Genomic DNA, 17923 nt, shown 5'->3' on the forward strand with positions numbered 1-17923 from the left:
CTTATATTAAATAGAGCGTATCAAAATACGTGATTAAACCATTTTAAAAAATAAGGATAAGCGCTATGTCGAATGATAATTTTGATCGTGATGTAATAAAAAACTCTCCTAAAGATGTGCGTGATGATTTAAATGCCGATCCAATTACCGGTGAACCGGGCGCACACCCTGTTGGTACAGGTGTAGGCGCTGCAGGTGGCGCAGCGGCAGGTGTAGCCATTGGTGCAGCAGGTGGCCCTGTAGGTGCAGCTGTGGGTGGGGTTGTTGGTGCAGTGGTCGGCGGTCTGGCAGGTAAGGGTGTCGGCGAAGCAATGAACCCAACAGAAGAACAAGCTTATTGGCGTGATAATTCCATTAATACACCATACTATTCAGAGGCTCGTACCACCTATAGCGATCTGGATTATGACCGTGATTATGATACGGCGTATCGGGTCGGTTATGAAAACCGCGGCAGCTATGATGCCAATACCCGTTTTGAAGATGTTGAACCTGAGCTTAGAGTAAAATGGGAACAGATGAAGGGCCAATCGCGTTTAAACTGGGAACAGGCGAAATATGCGGTACGTGATGCCTGGAATCGCGTTACACACTAATTTTTAATCTGTGTATTGAAACAAGTTTGATTGGCAAGACCTATATTAAATTTACAGGTTTTGCCAATTTTATCGATATTCAACACTATTCAGTAAATTGATAAATAAAAGTAGAAAAGTTAATAAATATTTTTTTATATTTAATGCTTGTCAAATGCGCAGAGACCGCGTATTTTAATTTTAGATTCACATTTTATGAAAGACATAACATGTTAAAGCAACCTATCATTTCAAACGCATATTTTTATTTCTGGCAGTTTAGATAATTGCCTGAATGCGTTTGGGCAATGAACAGGTTGCCCACCAGTTTATACCTGATCGGCAACCCTGATCAGGTTTTTTTATGCTTATCATTTTTACAAAACTTTGGAGACAGCCATGACAAACTTTAACTATTCATATTTTAACAACTTTTATTGGTCTTACTTTAGTCAGCTCATGACACTCTCGACCTCGTTAATTAGACCCATAACGCTCAAATAAAAGTTTGGACTGATTGCCAGTCCCAGGATTAAAGTCATGAATACCTTAAATACATCACAACAACATCACGCTGAAACCATTTTAACTTTACCTCAGCAACTGAAACAGCAATTGCCCCTGTCTGCGCAATTGGCTCATCAAGTCGCTGAACAACGTCAAACCATTCAAAATATATTAGAAGGCAAGGATCATCGATTAATGGTGGTTACAGGCCCGTGTTCCATTCATGACGAAGCCTCGGCTTTAGAATATGCAGAAAAATTAAAACAGCTACAAGCTCAGGTGTCTGATCAAATTTTTCTGGTCATGCGTGCTTATATCGAAAAACCACGCACGACCGTGGGCTGGAAAGGTTTTCTTTACGATCCGAACCTCGATGGTTCTTCCAATATGCAATTGGGCCTGGAAAAATCCCGTGCTTTATACCTTAAAATTATTGAAATGGGCTTGCCAATTGCATCTGAAATTTTAAGTCCGATGGCAACTGCTTATTTTGATGATCTACTGGCTTGGGGTGCCATTGGCGCACGCACCAGTGAATCGCAAATTCACCGTGAAATCTCAAGTCACATGCCCTACAGCATCGGTTTCAAAAACGGCACTGACGGTTCAATCCAGATTGCTCTGGATGCAATCCAGTCTGCCTCTCATCCGCATCAATTCCTAGGCATGAGTCAGTCCGGTTTACCCTGTATTTTAAACTCTCAGGGCAATCCTAAAGCACATTTGATTTTACGTGGCTCAAACAGTGGGCCGAATTACCAGTGCTCAGAAATCGAGAAAATCAAAGCGAAACACTCAGCAGAATTGCCAGCACTGGTGATTGACTGTAGTCATGGCAACAGTGCAAAAAATCCAATGCTGCAAGCTAAAGTGCTGGAGCAAATCGTCGCAGAACGCCTGCAGACCAATGTTCGCGGCGTAATGCTGGAAAGTCACTTGGTGGATGGCAACCAGAAAATTTCTGCAGAGATGGTGTATGGTCAATCAGTTACTGATGGATGTCTGGGCTGGGTAAAAACTGAACAGTTGTTGCTTGGCATTGCTCAGCATTTATCGCTTCGCTGTCTAAAACGCAGTGCATAAAGCTTTAAAAGCACTTTCTCTGAACAGGTTTGGTGAAAGTGCATTTTATTTTAGAAGCTTAAAGTGCTTCCCAGTAAATTGACTTAACATGAAATACATCACACAAATAAGATGATAAATTTTATAAAATAAATAAAATCTGTTTGTGTCCTCTTATAAATCCCTACACAATTAAAAGACAATATATCCATTTGAATATATAACCTTTTTTTCAATAATTTAATGTCATGGCAGGTTGTTTGGGGATCTTGATGTTTGCAACAGAGCTCTTAGAAGAAGCACGAAAATTCATGCACCACATGCTGACCAAAGTGGTCGAATATGGTGGTTCAGATTTATTTATTACCGCCGACTTTCCACCGAGTATTAAACATCAGGGTTTAATGAAGCCTTTTGGACAGCAAGAACTGACGGCTGAAAAAACCAAGCTGTTTGCCTATAGCCTGATGAATCAAAAGCAGCGCAAGGAATTTGAAACAGAACTGGAGTGCAACTTTGCTATCACTGTGCCGGGTGTTTCGCGTTTTCGGGTTAACGTGTTCCAGCAACAACTGAATGTTGGTATGGTGATTCGTACTATTACCGCAGAAATTCCAAATTTCCAGAAGCTCAAACTTCCTGATTCACTTAAACATGTGATTATGGAGAAACGTGGTCTGGTGCTGGTGGTCGGGGGAACCGGCTCAGGAAAGTCAACCTCGCTCGCGGCGATGATTGACTACCGCAATGAAAATTCAGCCGGGCATATTATTACCGTGGAAGATCCGGTGGAGTATGTACATAAACATAAAAAATCCATGATTACGCATCGTGAAGTCGGTGTGGACTGTCATTCCTGGCACAATGCGCTGAAAAATACCTTGCGTCAGGCACCCGATGTGATTCTGATCGGGGAAATTCGTGATACTGAAACCATGGAACATGCGATTGCTTTTGCCGAAACCGGGCATCTTTGTCTGGGAACTTTGCACTCCAACAATGCCAATCAGACTTTAGACCGGATTATTAACTTCTTCCCGGAAGAACGCCGCAATCAGTTATTGATGGATTTATCCTCGAATATGAAGGCGATTATTTCCCAGCGTCTGATTCGGACGCAGGATGGTAAAGGCCGTCGTGCAGCGATTGAAATCATGTTAAATACACCATTGATTTCCGACCTGATTTTGAAAGGTGAGTTTCATGAGCTGAAAGCGATTATGGCAAAATCCCGTGAATTGGGGATGCAAACCTTTGACCAGGCCTTATTTGAATTGTATAACCAGGGCGAAATTTCTTATGAGGAAGCGTTACGCAATGCCGACTCCACCAATGAATTACGCTTACAGATCAAGCTGAAAAGTAATCGTCAGGATAATGCAGCAGTCGGAGAAAGTACGCAGTTTTCTATGCTACAAGAACCAAAACCTGAAGAAAAATCAGCAGAAAATCAAAATGTAGCTGAATAAAGAGTGTCTTGAAGCACAATCAAAACAGGTAGATTTGAATTCTGCCTGTTTTGGGTTAGCTATTTTTGACTGCTTTAGCCTGAACCACCAGATGAAAATATCCCATACTACTTAGGGTCAAGACAGCACAAATCACAAAAGCAGTTTGATAACTATAAGCGGCAATGATAGCACCGATCAGGACTGAGCCAATGGCAATACCCAGATCATAGCAGGTATAAAAAGTCGAAGTTGCGTAGCCAATCCGGTGTTTTGGTGCACGTTGAATGGCTAAGGTTTGAATGCACGGTTGCACACTACCAAAACCGACTCCGACCAGAACCGCAGCCAGCATAAATCCCCATAAAGTCTGAATCTGGCTCAGTAAAAACAGACCCAGACTAAAAGCCAGCAGTGCCGGATAAATCACGTATTGTGGACCTTTGCGGTCATAAATTTTTCCAGTGATCGGACGCAGGCTCATCATGGAAATTGCAAATATCACAAAGAATAAACCGGCATAGGCCATTAAATCCTTACTGGCTGCAAATGGCGCGATAAAAGACATGATGCTGGCATAAGAAAAGGAAATCAGCATGGCAAGTCCTGCCACAGGCAGTGCTTTCTTTTCGACAAAATCAGTCAGCCCTAGTGATGTTTTCTTGTCGGTGTTGTCGATCATTTTTTCAGGCTCTTTGACCGGAATCAGTAAACAGAAGATAAAGCCGATAAAAACCAAAGCGATCAACAAGGTGCTGACCTGAAAATAAGACCAGTATTCAATTAAACTCAGACCAATTAAAGGCCCCAGGACAATTCCCAGATTGACAGACATGACAAAATAACCCATGCCTTCGCCTTTACGCTGTTCTGGAATAAACTGGTTGACCACCGGCACACAGGCTGTGGTCAGAATACTAAACCAGATGCCATGCAAGAAACGGATGATAAACAGAATCGTGAGCTGATCAGCGAGCAGGTAAGCTAAGGAAAAAAGACTGAAAAATATTTCTGAGACAATTAAAGTTTTGCGTATGCCAAATTTTTCGATAATTAAGCCACTAAAAGGACGTACTGCAATGGCAGAGACCATAAATAAGGTCATGGCCAGACCAGCTTGGGTCAGATTACCACCTAATTCTTTTAAGATATAAATCGGCAAAATTGTGGTTTGCGCAAAATAGAAAATAAATAAAAACAGGTTGTTGGCCAGACACAGTACAAATGACTTGGTCCATAACGGCGCTACAATGGCATTCATGATTATCCTAAAATGATGGGTGATGAGACGCTGGTCTTAGAATGGGGGAATTATTGTTATAAATAAGTGTGGCATATTCAGGAGTGCAGCGCGTCCTGTTCAGTACTTTAGGAAATATACGTGAAAAATACAATAATATTTTAATATGAATATATGTAATTGAAGCCGATTGGGAAAGCTGAACAATATCTATGGCATAAAAAAATCAGCCCGCAGGCTGATTTTCTAAATATAAGCGGGTTTATAGGCCAGCTTCATATGCTGTATTGGAAAGCAGGTGTTCAACATCTGACATATTGTCTGGTTTGATTTTATAGATCCACCCTTTGCCATAGGGATCGTCATTAATAAAATCAGGATCATCTTCAAGATCAGGATTGATTTCAACGACAATACCAGAAACAGGTGCATGAATATCAGACGCAGTTTTGACCGATTCAACTACACCGGCTTGCTGACCCGCAGTGATGTGTGAATCAAGATCTGGTGCTTCTACATAGACCAAATCACCTAATGCATCCTGTGCATGGTCGGAAATACCGGTCACAACAAGATCACCCTCAATGCGTACCCATTCATGCGTACTTGCGTACTTTAATTCTGAAGGATGATTCATTGATAACTCCTTAAAAATCTTTAGATCATTTTTGACATGTTTTATACATTCTTTTTGGCCAAAACAAAAGGCTTATGACCCTTTATAAATAAGGATCTTTGCGCCAGTTGCTCGGGCTGCGACCACTCCAGCGTTTAAATGCCCGGCTAAAATTGGCGACATCACTATAACCAAGTTCATCAGCAATCTGTTCCAAGCTAAAGTCGGTCCGGGACAATAACGACGTCGCATGCCGGTAGCGTACTTCATCGACCAGCGTAGAAAAAGAGGTACCTTCAGCCGCCAGCTGGCGTTTTAGGGTGCGGTCGGACATATGCAGACGATCTGCCACACTTTCAATACTCAGATAATGCTGCTCGGAATGGGTTAGAATATCACGAACCCGCATCGCAATCCGGTGTCGCTCGCCCAAGGCCGAGAGTTCAGTTTCACACTGGTTAATTGCAATCTGGCTGGCAATCGGATCGGCATGCACCAGCTTGTTCATCAGGTAGCTCTTATCAAAACTCAAGATCAAATGCGGCTGTTCAAAGCGAAACTGATGATGTGGAAATTTGGCCATAAAGCGTTCAAAGCCTTCCGGTTTTTTGAAATCAAAATCGATTTCTCCAGCGGCATAATCAATTCCGGTAATGGCCTTGGCCATACTGATCATGCCAAAAATCAGTGCAATCGAGATTTCGGTGCGTAAGGGTTCCAGCTGAATATCGGTTTGCAACTGGACTGTAGCCTTGGCACCAAAGGTCGAAAAGAATAGCTGTAAAAAGGGCATACGCAGCTGGATGAAACGGTTGGCCAGTACTAATGCATCGGTAATATCCTTGGCCGTCATGATGGCATAGCCGATAAAACCATGAATAGAAATCCGCATCTGGGTACCCAGATGATAACCAAGTGTCGGTTCACCGCTCAGCTTGAGGGCATGTTTGACCAGTTCATTGGCCACAGGTGTCGGGATGCGAAAATCAGGATCCGCCAGCTGCTCCGTACTCAGGCCAAAGGGCTTGAACAACGATTCGTCATTATATCCCCAGCGGGAAATGACATCGAGCAGCAAAAGAGCGTATACACCTGGAATTCCATGATCTTGGCGTGGAGCAATTGTTTTCATGCGCGATCCGTTGCACTCACTTAAATTTTTTTATTTATGGTCTGATATTGGCATGAAACTGCCATTTTTTTCATTAAAATTGTTGGACAAAGTTTTGGCTATTGCCACAATCATTGTGGCAGATTAGCCTGAATTTCGCCTAAAAATCAATTTAAACCGGAGAAAATCCTCGTTTAAATACCACAATTTTAGTGGTTGAACTAAAAATCATTTTATGATGCTGGTCAAATGCCTGCGTCTGGTAGCTAACGATCCCACGATCAGTTTTGCTTCTGGAGGGCTGAATATCCATGATTTCGACTTCGACGTGAATTTCATCCCCGGGGCGGGTCGGACAAGGCCAACGCAGATGCGACTCTGAACCAATGAGCCCATAAGCCACAGGAAAACATTCAGTCCACAAGCGCATAACCACTGCCGCAGTATGCCAACCACTGGCGGCAATTCCCTGAAATACCGGATGGGCTGCAGCTTGCTGTTCATCAGTATGAAAGACTTGTGGGTCATAAGCCCGGGCAAAATTTTGAATTTCTTCCAGTCCCATATGATATTTACGGCTGCTAAAGCGGTCAGCGATGTTCAAATCTTCCAAATACAGCATTATTCACGATCCTTCGTTGCTTTGATCTGTTGTTGTATCAGTAATCCGCCCGTTTGACGCTGCCAAAGCTGGGCGTAGATTCCATTTAATGCTACCAGTTCATCATGGGTACCTTGCTCGGCAATTTTGCCTTGATCCATTACAATCAGGCGATCCATCTGGGCAATTGTCGATAAACGATGCGCAATGGCAATTACGGTTTTGCCTTGCATCAGATCATCGAGGCTGTTTTGAATGGCCGCTTCGACTTCAGAATCCAGCGCACTGGTGGCTTCATCCAGAATCAAAATGGGTGCATCTTTTAGAAATACCCGTGCGATTGCAACACGTTGACGTTGACCACCAGAAAGTTTTACACCACGCTCACCGACATAAGCCTCATAGCCTCTTTTGCCGCGTAAGTCGGTCAGATGAGGAATAAACTCTTCTGCTTTGGCTTTACGTACCGCTTCATACATCTCTTGATCGGTTGCATCAGGACGACCATATTTGATGTTCTCTGCAACGGTACGATGCAGCAGCGAAGTGTCTTGAGTCACTAAAGCAATGTTCTTACGCAAACTGTCCTGCGTCACATCTTCAATGTTCTGCCCATCGATTAAAATACGACCTTGGTCAAGATGATAAAAATGCAGCAATAACTGAATCAGGGTCGATTTACCTGCGCCTGAACGTCCCACAATCCCGATTTTTTCACCCGGGCGAATGGTCAGGTTAAACTGGTCAATGACATTTTTATCATTATAGGCAAAGCTGACATTGTCGAATTTAATTTCACCATGCTGAAGCTGTAGCTCTTTGGCATTGGGTTTATCTTCAATGGCAATCTTGCGGCCTAAAGTTTTCATACCATCCTGAATGGTCCCGACATTTTCAAACAGGGCAGAGGTCTGCCACATCATAAACTCGGCAATACTGTTCAGTTTGAGTATCATGGCCGTGGTGGCTGCAATAATGCCCAATTCGGCCTGTCCTTCCATCCATAGCCAGATGGCCGTACCCAACACACCGCCATAGAGAATAATGCTCAGAAATAAAATACTGATTTCATACTGAGCCCCCAGACGCATCTGTTTGTAAACCGTGACCATAAATTCCTGCATGGAGGTTTTAGCATACTGGCTTTCTCGACCAGCATGGGCAAACAGCTTGACAGTCTGGATATTGGTATAGGCATCGGTGACACGGCCGGTCATGACGGCACGCGCATCGGCCTGTGACTTGGAAATCTTGCTTAAACGCGGAATAAAGTACCAGGCCGCACAGATAAATAGCAGTAGCCACACCATCAAAGGGATAACTAAATAGGGAGAAATATTGCCTAAAACGATATTGATGGTGACGAAATAAATCAGCACATAGGCCAGCATATCTCCCAAAATGACCCAGAATTCCCGGATGGCCAGCGCCGTTTGCATGACTTTGGCAGATAAACGTCCGGCAAAATCATTATGGAAAAAATCCAGACTTTGTTTCATCAGTAAATTATGAAAGCGCCAGCGTAACCGCATCGGAAAGTTGCTATACAAAATCTGGTGCTTGATCAGGGATTGGGCACTGGCAAAGAAAATATTGGCCAGCAGGATAATGCTCAGCAAGGTTAGGTTGCTGGCATGTTGTTCCAGAAAAGTATCTGGCTGGCTTTTGCTGAGCCAATTTACCAGATCGCCAATTTTTGAGTAGAGTAAGGCTTCAAAGCTGGCAGCACCGGCCGTACACAGCACCAGAATCAGCAAATAACGGCGCACACCGTAGGCTGCCTGCCAGACAAATGGAAAAAACTTGGTCGGTAAAGGTTGATTCAGGTTTTTGGTGGGATAGGGATCAACCAGTCTTTCAAGCCATCGAAACATTATCGTACTCTTATCATGCATTTTGCTTTGTAGTGATTATAAAGGATTGAATTTTTTTAAGCCTAGGATTAGATGAAATAGCCACAAAATTATTATCCAAATCAGACTTTACTTTTCATGCCAGATACGTAATTCTAAATCCATAATTATATTAAAGTTTAAACCATTTTTCCTCATAAAAAGAATCAAAAACGAGAGAGCTTAAAGATGAGTATTTGGGTAGTGGCCAGCCGTAAACGAGGCTCAGGAAAAACCACGATTGCGATGTATATCAATGAGTTATTACGTGGGCAAGGCGCGACCTTGCTAATTGATGCCAATCTGGAACCGTATGGTTATGAATGGGCAAATCTGAAAAATAAACAATTTTCTTTCGAGCATCTGGATATCTTAAAACAAGATGGTCGTAGTCTGGATCATCGTCTGGAACTACTGAAACAGCAGTTCGCCTATATTATTGTTGATATTGACGGGCAGGATACATCTGCCTTGCGTTCAGTCCTGAAACATGCAGATAAGCTGATTATTCCCAGTTCCATCAATCCAGAAGATATTCAACTTGAAACCGAACTGGTGCAATTGGCGATTGGGATCGCACAATATAATACTCAATTAAAAATTTATACGGTATTGAATAAGATTCCTGAACAGCAGCAACTTGCAGAAATGAAACAGACACAGCACCTGCTCAAGCATATGCCCGGTGCACAGTTTCTGAACACGGTGATTTATGAGCATCAAAGCTATCATCATTTATTACTAAACGGCGAAAGGATCTGTGAAGAGCAGTTTGACTCAGAACATGATTTTTATAAAATGCTACAAGAACTGATGCAGCCGCAAGCGTCTGTAATCTCAGCCTGAGCATCTCAATATCCAATCTAATATTTGTTTAAGTTGTCGTTTTTTATATTTTTATTTAATTAGACCAATTAAAAAGCCTGAAACTGTAGCCAGTTTCAGGCTTTTATTTTATTTGAAGATTGTCGCAGCTTTTCAGGAAACGCTAAAAGATTCCTTGATGTCGAAACCTGAAGGTGCCTGATACACTTTTAGGCCAAATTCAGGAATAATCGCCAACAGGTGATCCAGAATATCCGACTGGATATTTTCATACTCGACCCAGACCGTGGTATTGGTAAATGCATAAATTTCCAGAGGCAAACCTTCACTGGTCGGTTGTAACTGACGAACCATCAGCGAGTGATTTTTACTAATTCCCGGATGCTGTTGCAGATAAAACTCCACATAGGCACGGAAAGTCCCCAGATTGGTCAGACGGCGCTGGTTATATTGCGAATGATGGCTGAGCTGCAAGTTAAATTGCTGCAGTTCTTCAGTTTTGGTATTTAGATATTGATCCAGCAGAATAAATTCTTTCAGCTTGTTCTGTTCCTCAGCTGACATGAAATGCACGCTGCTCTGATCGACATGAATGGAACGTTTAATCCGGCGCGCACCGGCTTCCTGCATGCCACGCCAGTTTTTAAAGGTATCCGTCACCAGTTTATTGGTCGGAATGGTGGTGACTGTTTTATCAAAGTTCTGCACGGTAATAGTGTGTAATGACATATCAATGACATCGCCGTCCGCATTTAAAGATGGCATTTCAATCCAGTCACCAATACGCACCATGTCATAAGAGGAAATCTGTACCGAAGCCACCAGCGATAGGATGGTATTTTGGAACACCAGCATCAGTACCGCAGCCATGGCACCAAAACCGGCCAGCAAGGTAAAGACATCTTTCTTGAGGAAAGTCCCCAGAATCATCAAACCACAAACGATGAAGATGATCAGCTTGACCAGTTGCAAATAGCCTTTAATCGGCTTGTTACGCGATTTCGGATTGCGCTGATAAATCAGGTTAAAAATATTCAGCAATTCGCCAATCGCCAGGGCAATGGTCAGGAAGATAAAGGCCTGCGCACCCATCTGGATAAAGGTCTCGACCTTGTCTGATAAATGCGGAACGGTGGTAATTCCATTCATAATCACAATGGCCGGCACAATATTGGCAATACGGCGGATCACGCTATGCTCAGCAATGATTTCATTATGTGCAAAAGGCATTTTGGAAATCAGTTTACGAATTCCGCGAACAACGACTTGTTTGGCAAATAAATTTGCAATAATTGCCAGTAAAATCACAATGCTCAATGAAGAGAGCATTTCTAGCCAGGGATATTGATCTGCCCACACTTGTATATTCTGGACAAGCTTAAACTGTTCCAACTTATCTTTTCTCACACTGTTAAAATTGTGAAAGAGTTTATAGCTTTAAGCTGAGTTTTTTAATTTTAATTAAACTTTTAATACATATCTTTGGAAAGTGTTTACCTGAAATAGCTTTTAGACTGTGATCTGATATAAAAAAACCGGCCTAAGCCGGTTTAGTATGATATCAAATACTAATAATAACTTACCACATCAGGTCATCCGGAATGACATAGGCTGCATACGGATCTTCTTCATCGGTAATTTGTTCATTTTTCTCTGAATTATTCACAATGATAAAGCCTTGCATCTTGGCATTAATACGATCTCCCAAAGCCTTAGGCAAGAACACATAACTGTCATTTTCACGTGCAATCACCAGACTGCCTGCCACCAGTGCATTATAGATCTGCTGGTTCAGGTAAACCTTCTTGATCTTGCTGTCATCAATAAACTGATACACCGCATCACCATCCGTATCGCGGATTTTGTGCTGGTTAATCATCTGGATGATCGCGGCTTTCAGTTCTTTTTCCTGTAAGGCCGCTTTTTTCTCTAACTCGATGGCTTGGTCTTTGGCCAGTTTCTGCTGCTTGTCTTGCTCAATTTTCGCCTTGATTTCAGCCTCGGTGCTATCACCGGTGCGTTTTTCATGCACAGCCTGTTTAGACAGTTTTTTGGCTTTTTTATTATCGACCAAACCTGCCTTTAACAATTGTGCCTGCAATGCATTTTTAACCATGAGAATGTCCAGAAATTAATCGTGTTGATGTCGATAACGTAAATAAATCACCCAGTAAATCAGACTGAGCATCAGGCTCAGCCCTGCCGGGATCAGGAATGCATTTAATTTTAAATAAGGATAAAGCCAGCTGGCAAGAATACCACCGCTTAAAAAACCGAGCAAAATAAGTAAATGTAAAACGACTCGGCGTGGTTCTACATCTAAGCCGCGTAAACGGTAACCCATGGCCAAGCCAAGGTCGGTCAGTACACCAGATAAATGCGTGGTGCGAATAATGGCACCTTTATAATGGCTGACCATGGCATTTTGCAGACCCATCGCGACACAGGCCCATAACAGGGCATAGCGCGGGAAATAGGGCAATAATAACCAGCAGATCAGAATAAAAAAAGCCACCAGGCTTAAAGGGTAACCATAAAGTCGTCCCAAGCGAAAGTGACTATTTCCTAGAATCAGCCCGCTATACAGAGAACCAATGACATAGCAGAGTGTGACCAGAAGCAGATATAGCATCATGTCTGGCTGCCAGTCCAGCAGCGCCATGGCCAGCATGCTGACATTGCCGGTCATATGTGAAACAGACTGGTGCAGTACCGTCACCAGACCCAGGACGTTAATCATGCCGGCATTGACCGCAAGAAAAAACGCCCCTAATTGTACCCAGGTAGGTAAACGCTGTAATGGCATAACAACATCATTGGCTAAACATATTGATTAATCAATATAAAATCAATTTGATGCGCGGTCTACTGCTGTAGTAAATAAAACATCGGTCGATGAGTTTAGCGCAGTTTCAGTAGAGTCCTGCAATACGCTGATGACCATACCAATCGCAACGACTTGCATGGCGATATCCGAAGAAATACCAAACAGGCCACATGCAACTGGAATCAGTAACAATGAACCGCCTGCAACCCCTGAAGCGCCACATGCCGAAACGGTTGCCACCACAGAAAGAATGAGCATAGTGCTGAAATCGACGCTAATCCCCAAAGTATTTACAGCCGCCAATGACAATACAGTAATGGTCACAGAAGCACCTGCCATGTTGATCGTAGCACCCAAAGGAATTGCGATACTTGAAGTTGATTCCTTGACGCCCAGACGTTTTGCCAAGTCCAGATTGACGGGAATGTTGGCTGCCGAACTACGGGTAAAGAAGGCGGTAATGCCACTTTCACGCAAGCAGGTAAAGACGAGTGGATAGGGGTTGTGACGCGTCACTAAAGCCACCAACATTGGGTTAATTACCAGTGCAACAAAAGCCATCGTACCTAATAGTACCGCAAGTAAATGTGCATAACTGGTCAGCGTATCCAGACCGGATTCAGCAAAAGTCACTGCAACCAGACCAAAAATACCCACAGGTGCAAAACTGATCACTAAACGAATCACATAATTAACCGCAAAGGCGGCATCATTCAAAAGGGTCTTGGTGGTATCCGATGCATGACGGAAGGCGATGCCCAATGCCACAGACCAGGCCAGAACGCCAATGAAATTTGCTTCAGCAATAGCAACGACCGGGTTGGCGACAAAGCTAAGCAGCAGATTCTTCAGGATTTCTACCAGACTGCCAGGTGGCTGTAAGTCCGCTTGTGCAGCAATATCCAGAAACAGCGTACTTGGAAATAACATACTCGAAACGACAGCACTGAGTGCAGCAAGGAACATACCTACCGCATACATCATCATAATCGGTTTAATGGCGGTGTTGGATTGCCCCACTTTAAAATTTGCGATAGAAGCTAAAACTAAAATGAAAACCAGGATCGGTGCAACAGATTTCAAGGCTTTAATAAACAGGTCGCCCAATAGGCTTAATGAGGGAGTAGCTTCGGGAAATACCACAGCCACACCTACACCTAAAATAATGGCGATGATGATTCGAGAGACTAGGCTCATACGCATAAGGGCAGAAAACATAAGATTGCCTTGTGAAAATTACGAGGGCTAAATTTGGGAAAAAGTTTCGCTATTTTATACTTAATTTAAACAAGGCTTGAAATATATTTTTATATAAAAAACAAGTTATTGATATAATTGATTTATTCTAAAATTAATCAATATAAAAGAATACTTTTATTTGAAAAAACAATCTAAAGATGCTGAATAAATCATCTCTTTTAAAGTTATATTCATGAAATAAATATCAAAGTTAAATCGATAAATTCAAATTATATTTGAAAATTTAAAAAAGTTTGGCGTCATGACCGGTTTGAATCTCCGGCCATAAGTTTAACGATCTGCTGTCCTAAATCGTATAGTCTTTATGCTGCTCAAAGATTTCTGGAGCCAAGTCCCGAATTGCCTGAAAATGAGTCAGATAAATGTGGCCACTCAGATGAATCATCAGCTTCGAGGCTTGTAGCTTGTCCATCACCGGGCCTTTCACTTCGGCAAAATGCAGTCGAATTTTCAGTTTGGCCAATTCCGCATTTAAATCTTCCAGCATTTCCAAAGCGCTTAAATCAATTGCACTGATACTGGAGCAATTTAAAATCACATGTTGCAACTTGTCATTCAGGCTCATCTGATTGATCAGATAACCTTTGAAGCTATTGGCATTCAGAAAGGTCAAATTTTCATCAATCCGCAGTGACAGCACCCGATCGGAGGTACTGACTTGATGACGCTGAATATTACGAAAATGCTGTGTACCTTCGACCAATCCGAGCACTGCAATATGCGGACGACTGATTCGCCATAACATCAGGATAAACGTCGATATGATCCCAATAATCAGACCAGTGGAAATATCAATCAGCACCACACCCAGAAAGGTAATCCACATGGCAATACCATCGGCTTTAGAATAACGCCAGGCATCAAAGAAAGGCCGAAAATCGACCAGTTTCCAGATGGAAACAATAATCGTGGCGGCCAGAATGGTCAGGGGCAGATCTTCAAAAAATCCGGTAAAGAACAGGCTGACGAAAATAATCAGAATGGAGGACAAAACTCCTGCCATGGGGGATTTGGCACCGGCATCGGCATTGACCACGGTACGCGACAGACTGCCAGTAACCGGAAAGGCTGAACTGACGCCTGCACTGATATTGGCAATCCCCAAGGCAATCAATTCCTGATTACTGTTTAAATGACTGCGTTGTTGCAAGGCTGTGGCTTGAGCAATCGACAGTGATTCCACAAAGCTGATCATGGCGATCATGCTGGCACCCGGTAACAAGGTCACAATCAGTTCCCAGTTCCAGTGCGGAAAAGACAAGGGCGGAAAACCGGACGGGATTGCACCCACTGTTTTAATGCCTTGGCCCTTTAAATTCAGAAATACAATCGCTGCAATCCCGAGACATACCAGAATGAGAGGCACAGCCCGTACCAGAAAATCTGTAGAGCCGATCCGGCTTTGTACTGCCTGAGATTTTAGCAACTTGGGCAGATAGATCAGTAAAGCCATCGACAACAGGCCAAATAACAGGCTTGGTAAATGCAGGAGCGGCAGATACTCCAGGAGACTTGTTGTAAATTCTGGAATGTTATTGGCTTTTAAGGGCAGGTCGACCAAGAACTTCAATTGTCCAAAAGCAATTAATAGTGCCGAGGCAATAATAAAGCTCTGAATGACCGGATGACTGATCAGCTGAATTAAGAAACCGAAACGGAATAACCCCAAGAGCAGGGAAATAATACCGACCATGAGTGCTAATAAGGTCGCAGCTTCGATATAGACCGGTGAGCCGACTTCAAACAGTGGATTGAGCGTGGCAAAAGTCATCATTGAAATGATCGCCACCGGGCCAATCGATAAAGTCGAACTGCCACCGAGCAACGCATAAATGATCATTGGCAGGATGCTGGCATATAAGCCCATGATCGGCGGTAAACCGGCCAGCATGGCATAAGCCATCCCCTGAGGAACCAGCATCGCCACGACAATCAGTGCGGCCAGCACATCGGATTTAAATTTGACCGGCGTATAGTCGCTTAACCATGCCCAGGCAGGCAGTCTATGCAGAAGTTTAGACTTGGAATTTGGCATAAAAAGGTCTAAATCACAAATATAGATATATTATGCACAAATTCTGCTAAGAAATCTTAAGGGGTCGAATTTGTGATGATTTATGTTTTTAAAATAAATCAGCTAGGTCTGGCCTCCATTTTCTTGAAGCAGCTATAGCGATTTTCTACAAAGTCGTTATTTCTGCCAGATCAATGGGGTAGAGAAGTGTGTTTTGGCGTTAAATAGTGTTTAAAAATAAACTATTTAATTTGATTCGCACAATACAGCTGATAAAGCGTAGTCAATACCACAATCAAATTTTGATCTTTAATTGAATAATAGATCTGTTTACCATCCCGACGGGTATTCACTACATCACTTTTGCGCAGCATCATCAGTTGCTGGGAAAGTGTCGGTTGTTTAATGTCGGTAATATCTTCAATTTGTGAAACATTCAGTTCCGCTTGAGAGAGATGGCATAAAATAAGGAGACGGTCAGTATTGGCCAGAGATTTTAAAATGCCGACGACCTGTTCTGCTGAATCGCGCATAGTCGTGATTTCAAAATCGGTTTTCATCTCATATGTCCATTATAAAATTACAGCCCGCACATTATAAGGGGCTCGATGATTAATACATTGATATAATATTTAAATATTATCGGGTTTTAATCAGGTTAAATATTAGTTAAAGTTATATTTTAAACGTTGATAAATAATATAAAATCATCGAATTATTTAAAAAATATTTTGGTTTAAATTACTGCGATCAAGTGCAAATTCCATCAAACATCTACAAACGAAAAAAATGCTTGTATGATGTTTAAATGACTTGAACCAATAACATCAGGGATATCATCATGAGTACAGATTCAGCTTTTCCAACACCAAATAATTTAGGGATAGCGGTTTATAGTAATAATGCAGACGCAATTGGAAATACACCGCTAGTTCGTATTAATCGTGTAATTTCAGCTCCGGTAACTGTACTTGCTAAAATTGAAAGCCGTAATCCGGCCTTTTCAGTCAAATGTCGTATTGGTGCAGCATTAATTAACGATGCAGAAAAATCTGGAAAACTCAAACCCGGTATGCACATCGTTGAACCCACCAGTGGCAATACCGGCATTGCATTGGCCTTTGTGGCAGCCGCTAAAGGTTATGAACTGACGCTCACCATGCCTTCAAGCATGAGTATTGAACGCCGTAAAGTAGTCAAAGCTTTAGGAGCCAATCTGGTCTTGACCGATCCGGCCAAAGGCATGAAAGGGGCGATTGAAGCAGCCGAGAGTCTGTTGAATGAGAACCCGGAGCAGTATTTCCTGCCACAACAGTTTGAAAACCCAGCCAATCCTAAAATTCATGAAGAAACCACCGGCCCAGAAATCTGGGAAGCTACGGCGGGTAACGTCGATATTCTGGTCGCAGGTGTCGGAACAGGCGGAACCATTACCGGTATTTCGCGTTACTTTGAGAAAGTTAAAAATAAGCCTCTATATTCGGTGGCGGTGGAACCTGCTGAATCTGCAATTATTGGTCAGGCCAAACGCGGCGAAACGCTGACACCGGGACCACACAAAATTCAAGGTATCGGAGCCAACTTTATTCCGGGCAACCTGGATTTAGATCTGGTCGATGAAGTGATTGCCATTAATAGCGCAGAGGCAATCGAGTGGGCACGCAAAACTGCAGCTCAGGAAGGTATTTTGGTCGGCATTTCAAGTGGTGCGGCCATGGCGGCAGCGGCACAACTGGCTGCACGCCCGGAAAATGCCGGTAAAAATATTGTGGTGATTTTGCCAGATGGCGGAGAGCGTTACCTGTCTTCGGTTCTGTTTGAAGATATTTCTGCCGAATAAAATTGATGCATTCAATATTTTAAACACTGCTATAAAAGCCCGAAGTCATCTTCGGGCTTTTATTTGGTTCTTGGATGAGCATCCAATCGCAATACCGCTTTATCT

At 42.8% G+C, this 17923-nt stretch carries 16 protein-coding genes; 5 read left to right on the plus strand and 11 right to left on the minus strand.

The window, feature by feature from the left end; genetic code table 11:
- The first annotated feature begins 65 nt into the window (after positions 1-65).
- From FTU44_RS02215 to FTU44_RS02225, 3 genes are all read left to right on the plus strand, one after another.
- On the plus strand, positions 66-596 hold the full coding sequence (locus FTU44_RS02215; RefSeq protein ID WP_005097004.1) for a hypothetical protein: 531 nt from the start codon (positions 66-68) through the stop codon (positions 594-596).
- Between the two features lie 519 nt (positions 597-1115).
- Positions 1116-2165, plus strand: a complete 1050-nt coding sequence (locus FTU44_RS02220) for a 3-deoxy-7-phosphoheptulonate synthase (RefSeq protein ID WP_074382738.1) — start codon at positions 1116-1118, stop codon at positions 2163-2165.
- Positions 2166-2416: 251 nt separating this feature from the next.
- Positions 2417-3613, plus strand: coding sequence for a PilT/PilU family type 4a pilus ATPase (locus FTU44_RS02225; protein WP_180049338.1), 1197 nt, complete (start codon positions 2417-2419; stop codon positions 3611-3613).
- Positions 3614-3668: 55 nt separating this feature from the next.
- Here FTU44_RS02225 and FTU44_RS02230 read toward each other — a convergent pair whose 3' ends face one another.
- From FTU44_RS02230 to FTU44_RS02250, 5 genes are all read right to left on the minus strand, one after another.
- Positions 3669-4853 (minus strand): MFS transporter, encoded by a 1185-nt coding sequence (locus FTU44_RS02230; RefSeq protein WP_100328583.1) that lies wholly within the window; start codon positions 4851-4853, stop codon positions 3669-3671.
- A gap of 241 nt (positions 4854-5094) precedes the next feature.
- On the minus strand, positions 5095-5469 hold the full coding sequence (gcvH, locus tag FTU44_RS02235; RefSeq protein WP_005097000.1) for a glycine cleavage system protein GcvH: 375 nt from the start codon (positions 5467-5469) through the stop codon (positions 5095-5097).
- Positions 5470-5551: 82 nt separating this feature from the next.
- A complete protein-coding gene (locus FTU44_RS02240) occupies positions 5552-6580 on the minus strand; it encodes an AraC family transcriptional regulator (RefSeq protein ID WP_100354802.1) in 1029 nt (342 codons plus the stop codon).
- A 151-nt stretch (positions 6581-6731) separates the two neighbouring features.
- Positions 6732-7181, minus strand: coding sequence for a MaoC/PaaZ C-terminal domain-containing protein (locus tag FTU44_RS02245; RefSeq protein WP_005096996.1), 450 nt, complete (start codon positions 7179-7181; stop codon positions 6732-6734).
- A complete protein-coding gene (locus FTU44_RS02250; RefSeq protein ID WP_005096995.1) occupies positions 7181-9034 on the minus strand; it encodes an ABC transporter ATP-binding protein in 1854 nt (617 codons plus the stop codon). The genes FTU44_RS02245 and FTU44_RS02250 overlap by 1 nt, the downstream gene beginning before the upstream one ends.
- A 207-nt stretch (positions 9035-9241) precedes the next feature.
- Here FTU44_RS02250 and FTU44_RS02255 point away from each other — a divergent pair, with 207 nt between their 5' ends.
- Entirely contained in the window at positions 9242-9898 is a 657-nt protein-coding gene (locus FTU44_RS02255; protein ID WP_180049340.1) for a hypothetical protein, read from the plus strand.
- Between the two features lie 132 nt (positions 9899-10030).
- On the opposite strand, the gene FTU44_RS02260 is transcribed toward FTU44_RS02255, so the two are convergent.
- From FTU44_RS02260 to FTU44_RS02285, 6 genes are all read right to left on the minus strand, one after another.
- Positions 10031-11269, minus strand: coding sequence for a mechanosensitive ion channel family protein (locus FTU44_RS02260; protein WP_180049342.1), 1239 nt, complete (start codon positions 11267-11269; stop codon positions 10031-10033).
- Between the two features lie 187 nt (positions 11270-11456).
- Complete coding sequence (locus FTU44_RS02265) at positions 11457-11993, minus strand: DUF2058 domain-containing protein (RefSeq protein ID WP_005096992.1); 537 nt, start codon at positions 11991-11993, stop codon at positions 11457-11459.
- 15 nt (positions 11994-12008) lie between these two features.
- Positions 12009-12683, minus strand: coding sequence for a YoaK family protein (locus tag FTU44_RS02270; RefSeq protein ID WP_180049344.1), 675 nt, complete (start codon positions 12681-12683; stop codon positions 12009-12011).
- Positions 12684-12725: 42 nt separating this feature from the next.
- The gene (gene sstT / locus FTU44_RS02275; protein WP_180049346.1) at positions 12726-13922 is read right to left on the minus strand and encodes a serine/threonine transporter SstT; all 1197 of its coding nucleotides are present in this window, start codon (positions 13920-13922) and stop codon (positions 12726-12728) included.
- 328 nt (positions 13923-14250) lie between these two features.
- Entirely contained in the window at positions 14251-15999 is a 1749-nt protein-coding gene (locus tag FTU44_RS02280) for a SulP family inorganic anion transporter (protein ID WP_180049348.1), read from the minus strand.
- A gap of 221 nt (positions 16000-16220) precedes the next feature.
- Positions 16221-16538: a helix-turn-helix transcriptional regulator gene (locus FTU44_RS02285; protein WP_005170781.1), complete on the minus strand. Its 318-nt coding sequence runs from the start codon at positions 16536-16538 to the stop codon at positions 16221-16223.
- Between the two features lie 281 nt (positions 16539-16819).
- On the opposite strand from FTU44_RS02285, the gene cysK reads away from it, so the two are divergent.
- Positions 16820-17818 (plus strand): cysteine synthase A, encoded by a 999-nt coding sequence (cysK, locus tag FTU44_RS02290; protein ID WP_005170784.1) that lies wholly within the window; start codon positions 16820-16822, stop codon positions 17816-17818.
- Positions 17819-17923 lie beyond the last annotated feature (105 nt).

It is taken from the genome of Acinetobacter sp. YH12105, assembly GCF_013419095.1.
In the GTDB taxonomy this organism is placed as follows: Bacteria; Pseudomonadota; Gammaproteobacteria; order Pseudomonadales; family Moraxellaceae; genus Acinetobacter; species Acinetobacter pseudolwoffii.

Bases quoted from the DNA above. Each gene is read 5' to 3' on its own strand.
- FTU44_RS02215 (WP_005097004.1), top strand. From the start codon at position 66: ATGTCGAATGATAATTTTGATCGTGATGTAATAAAAAACTCTCCTAAA.
- FTU44_RS02220 (WP_074382738.1), top strand. From the start codon at position 1,116: ATGAATACCTTAAATACATCACAACAACATCACGCTGAAACCATTTTA.
- FTU44_RS02225 (WP_180049338.1), top strand. From the start codon at position 2,417: ATGTTTGCAACAGAGCTCTTAGAAGAAGCACGAAAATTCATGCACCAC.
- FTU44_RS02230 (WP_100328583.1), bottom strand. From the start codon at position 4,853: ATGAATGCCATTGTAGCGCCGTTATGGACCAAGTCATTTGTACTGTGT.
- gcvH (WP_005097000.1), bottom strand. From the start codon at position 5,469: ATGAATCATCCTTCAGAATTAAAGTACGCAAGTACGCATGAATGGGTA.
- FTU44_RS02240 (WP_100354802.1), bottom strand. From the start codon at position 6,580: ATGAAAACAATTGCTCCACGCCAAGATCATGGAATTCCAGGTGTATAC.
- FTU44_RS02245 (WP_005096996.1), bottom strand. From the start codon at position 7,181: ATGCTGTATTTGGAAGATTTGAACATCGCTGACCGCTTTAGCAGCCGT.
- FTU44_RS02250 (WP_005096995.1), bottom strand. From the start codon at position 9,034: ATGTTTCGATGGCTTGAAAGACTGGTTGATCCCTATCCCACCAAAAAC.
- FTU44_RS02255 (WP_180049340.1), top strand. From the start codon at position 9,242: ATGAGTATTTGGGTAGTGGCCAGCCGTAAACGAGGCTCAGGAAAAACC.
- FTU44_RS02265 (WP_005096992.1), bottom strand. From the start codon at position 11,993: ATGGTTAAAAATGCATTGCAGGCACAATTGTTAAAGGCAGGTTTGGTC.
- FTU44_RS02270 (WP_180049344.1), bottom strand. From the start codon at position 12,683: ATGCCATTACAGCGTTTACCTACCTGGGTACAATTAGGGGCGTTTTTT.
- sstT (WP_180049346.1), bottom strand. From the start codon at position 13,922: ATGTTTTCTGCCCTTATGCGTATGAGCCTAGTCTCTCGAATCATCATC.
- FTU44_RS02280 (WP_180049348.1), bottom strand. From the start codon at position 15,999: ATGCCAAATTCCAAGTCTAAACTTCTGCATAGACTGCCTGCCTGGGCA.
- FTU44_RS02285 (WP_005170781.1), bottom strand. From the start codon at position 16,538: ATGAAAACCGATTTTGAAATCACGACTATGCGCGATTCAGCAGAACAG.
- cysK (WP_005170784.1), top strand. From the start codon at position 16,820: ATGAGTACAGATTCAGCTTTTCCAACACCAAATAATTTAGGGATAGCG.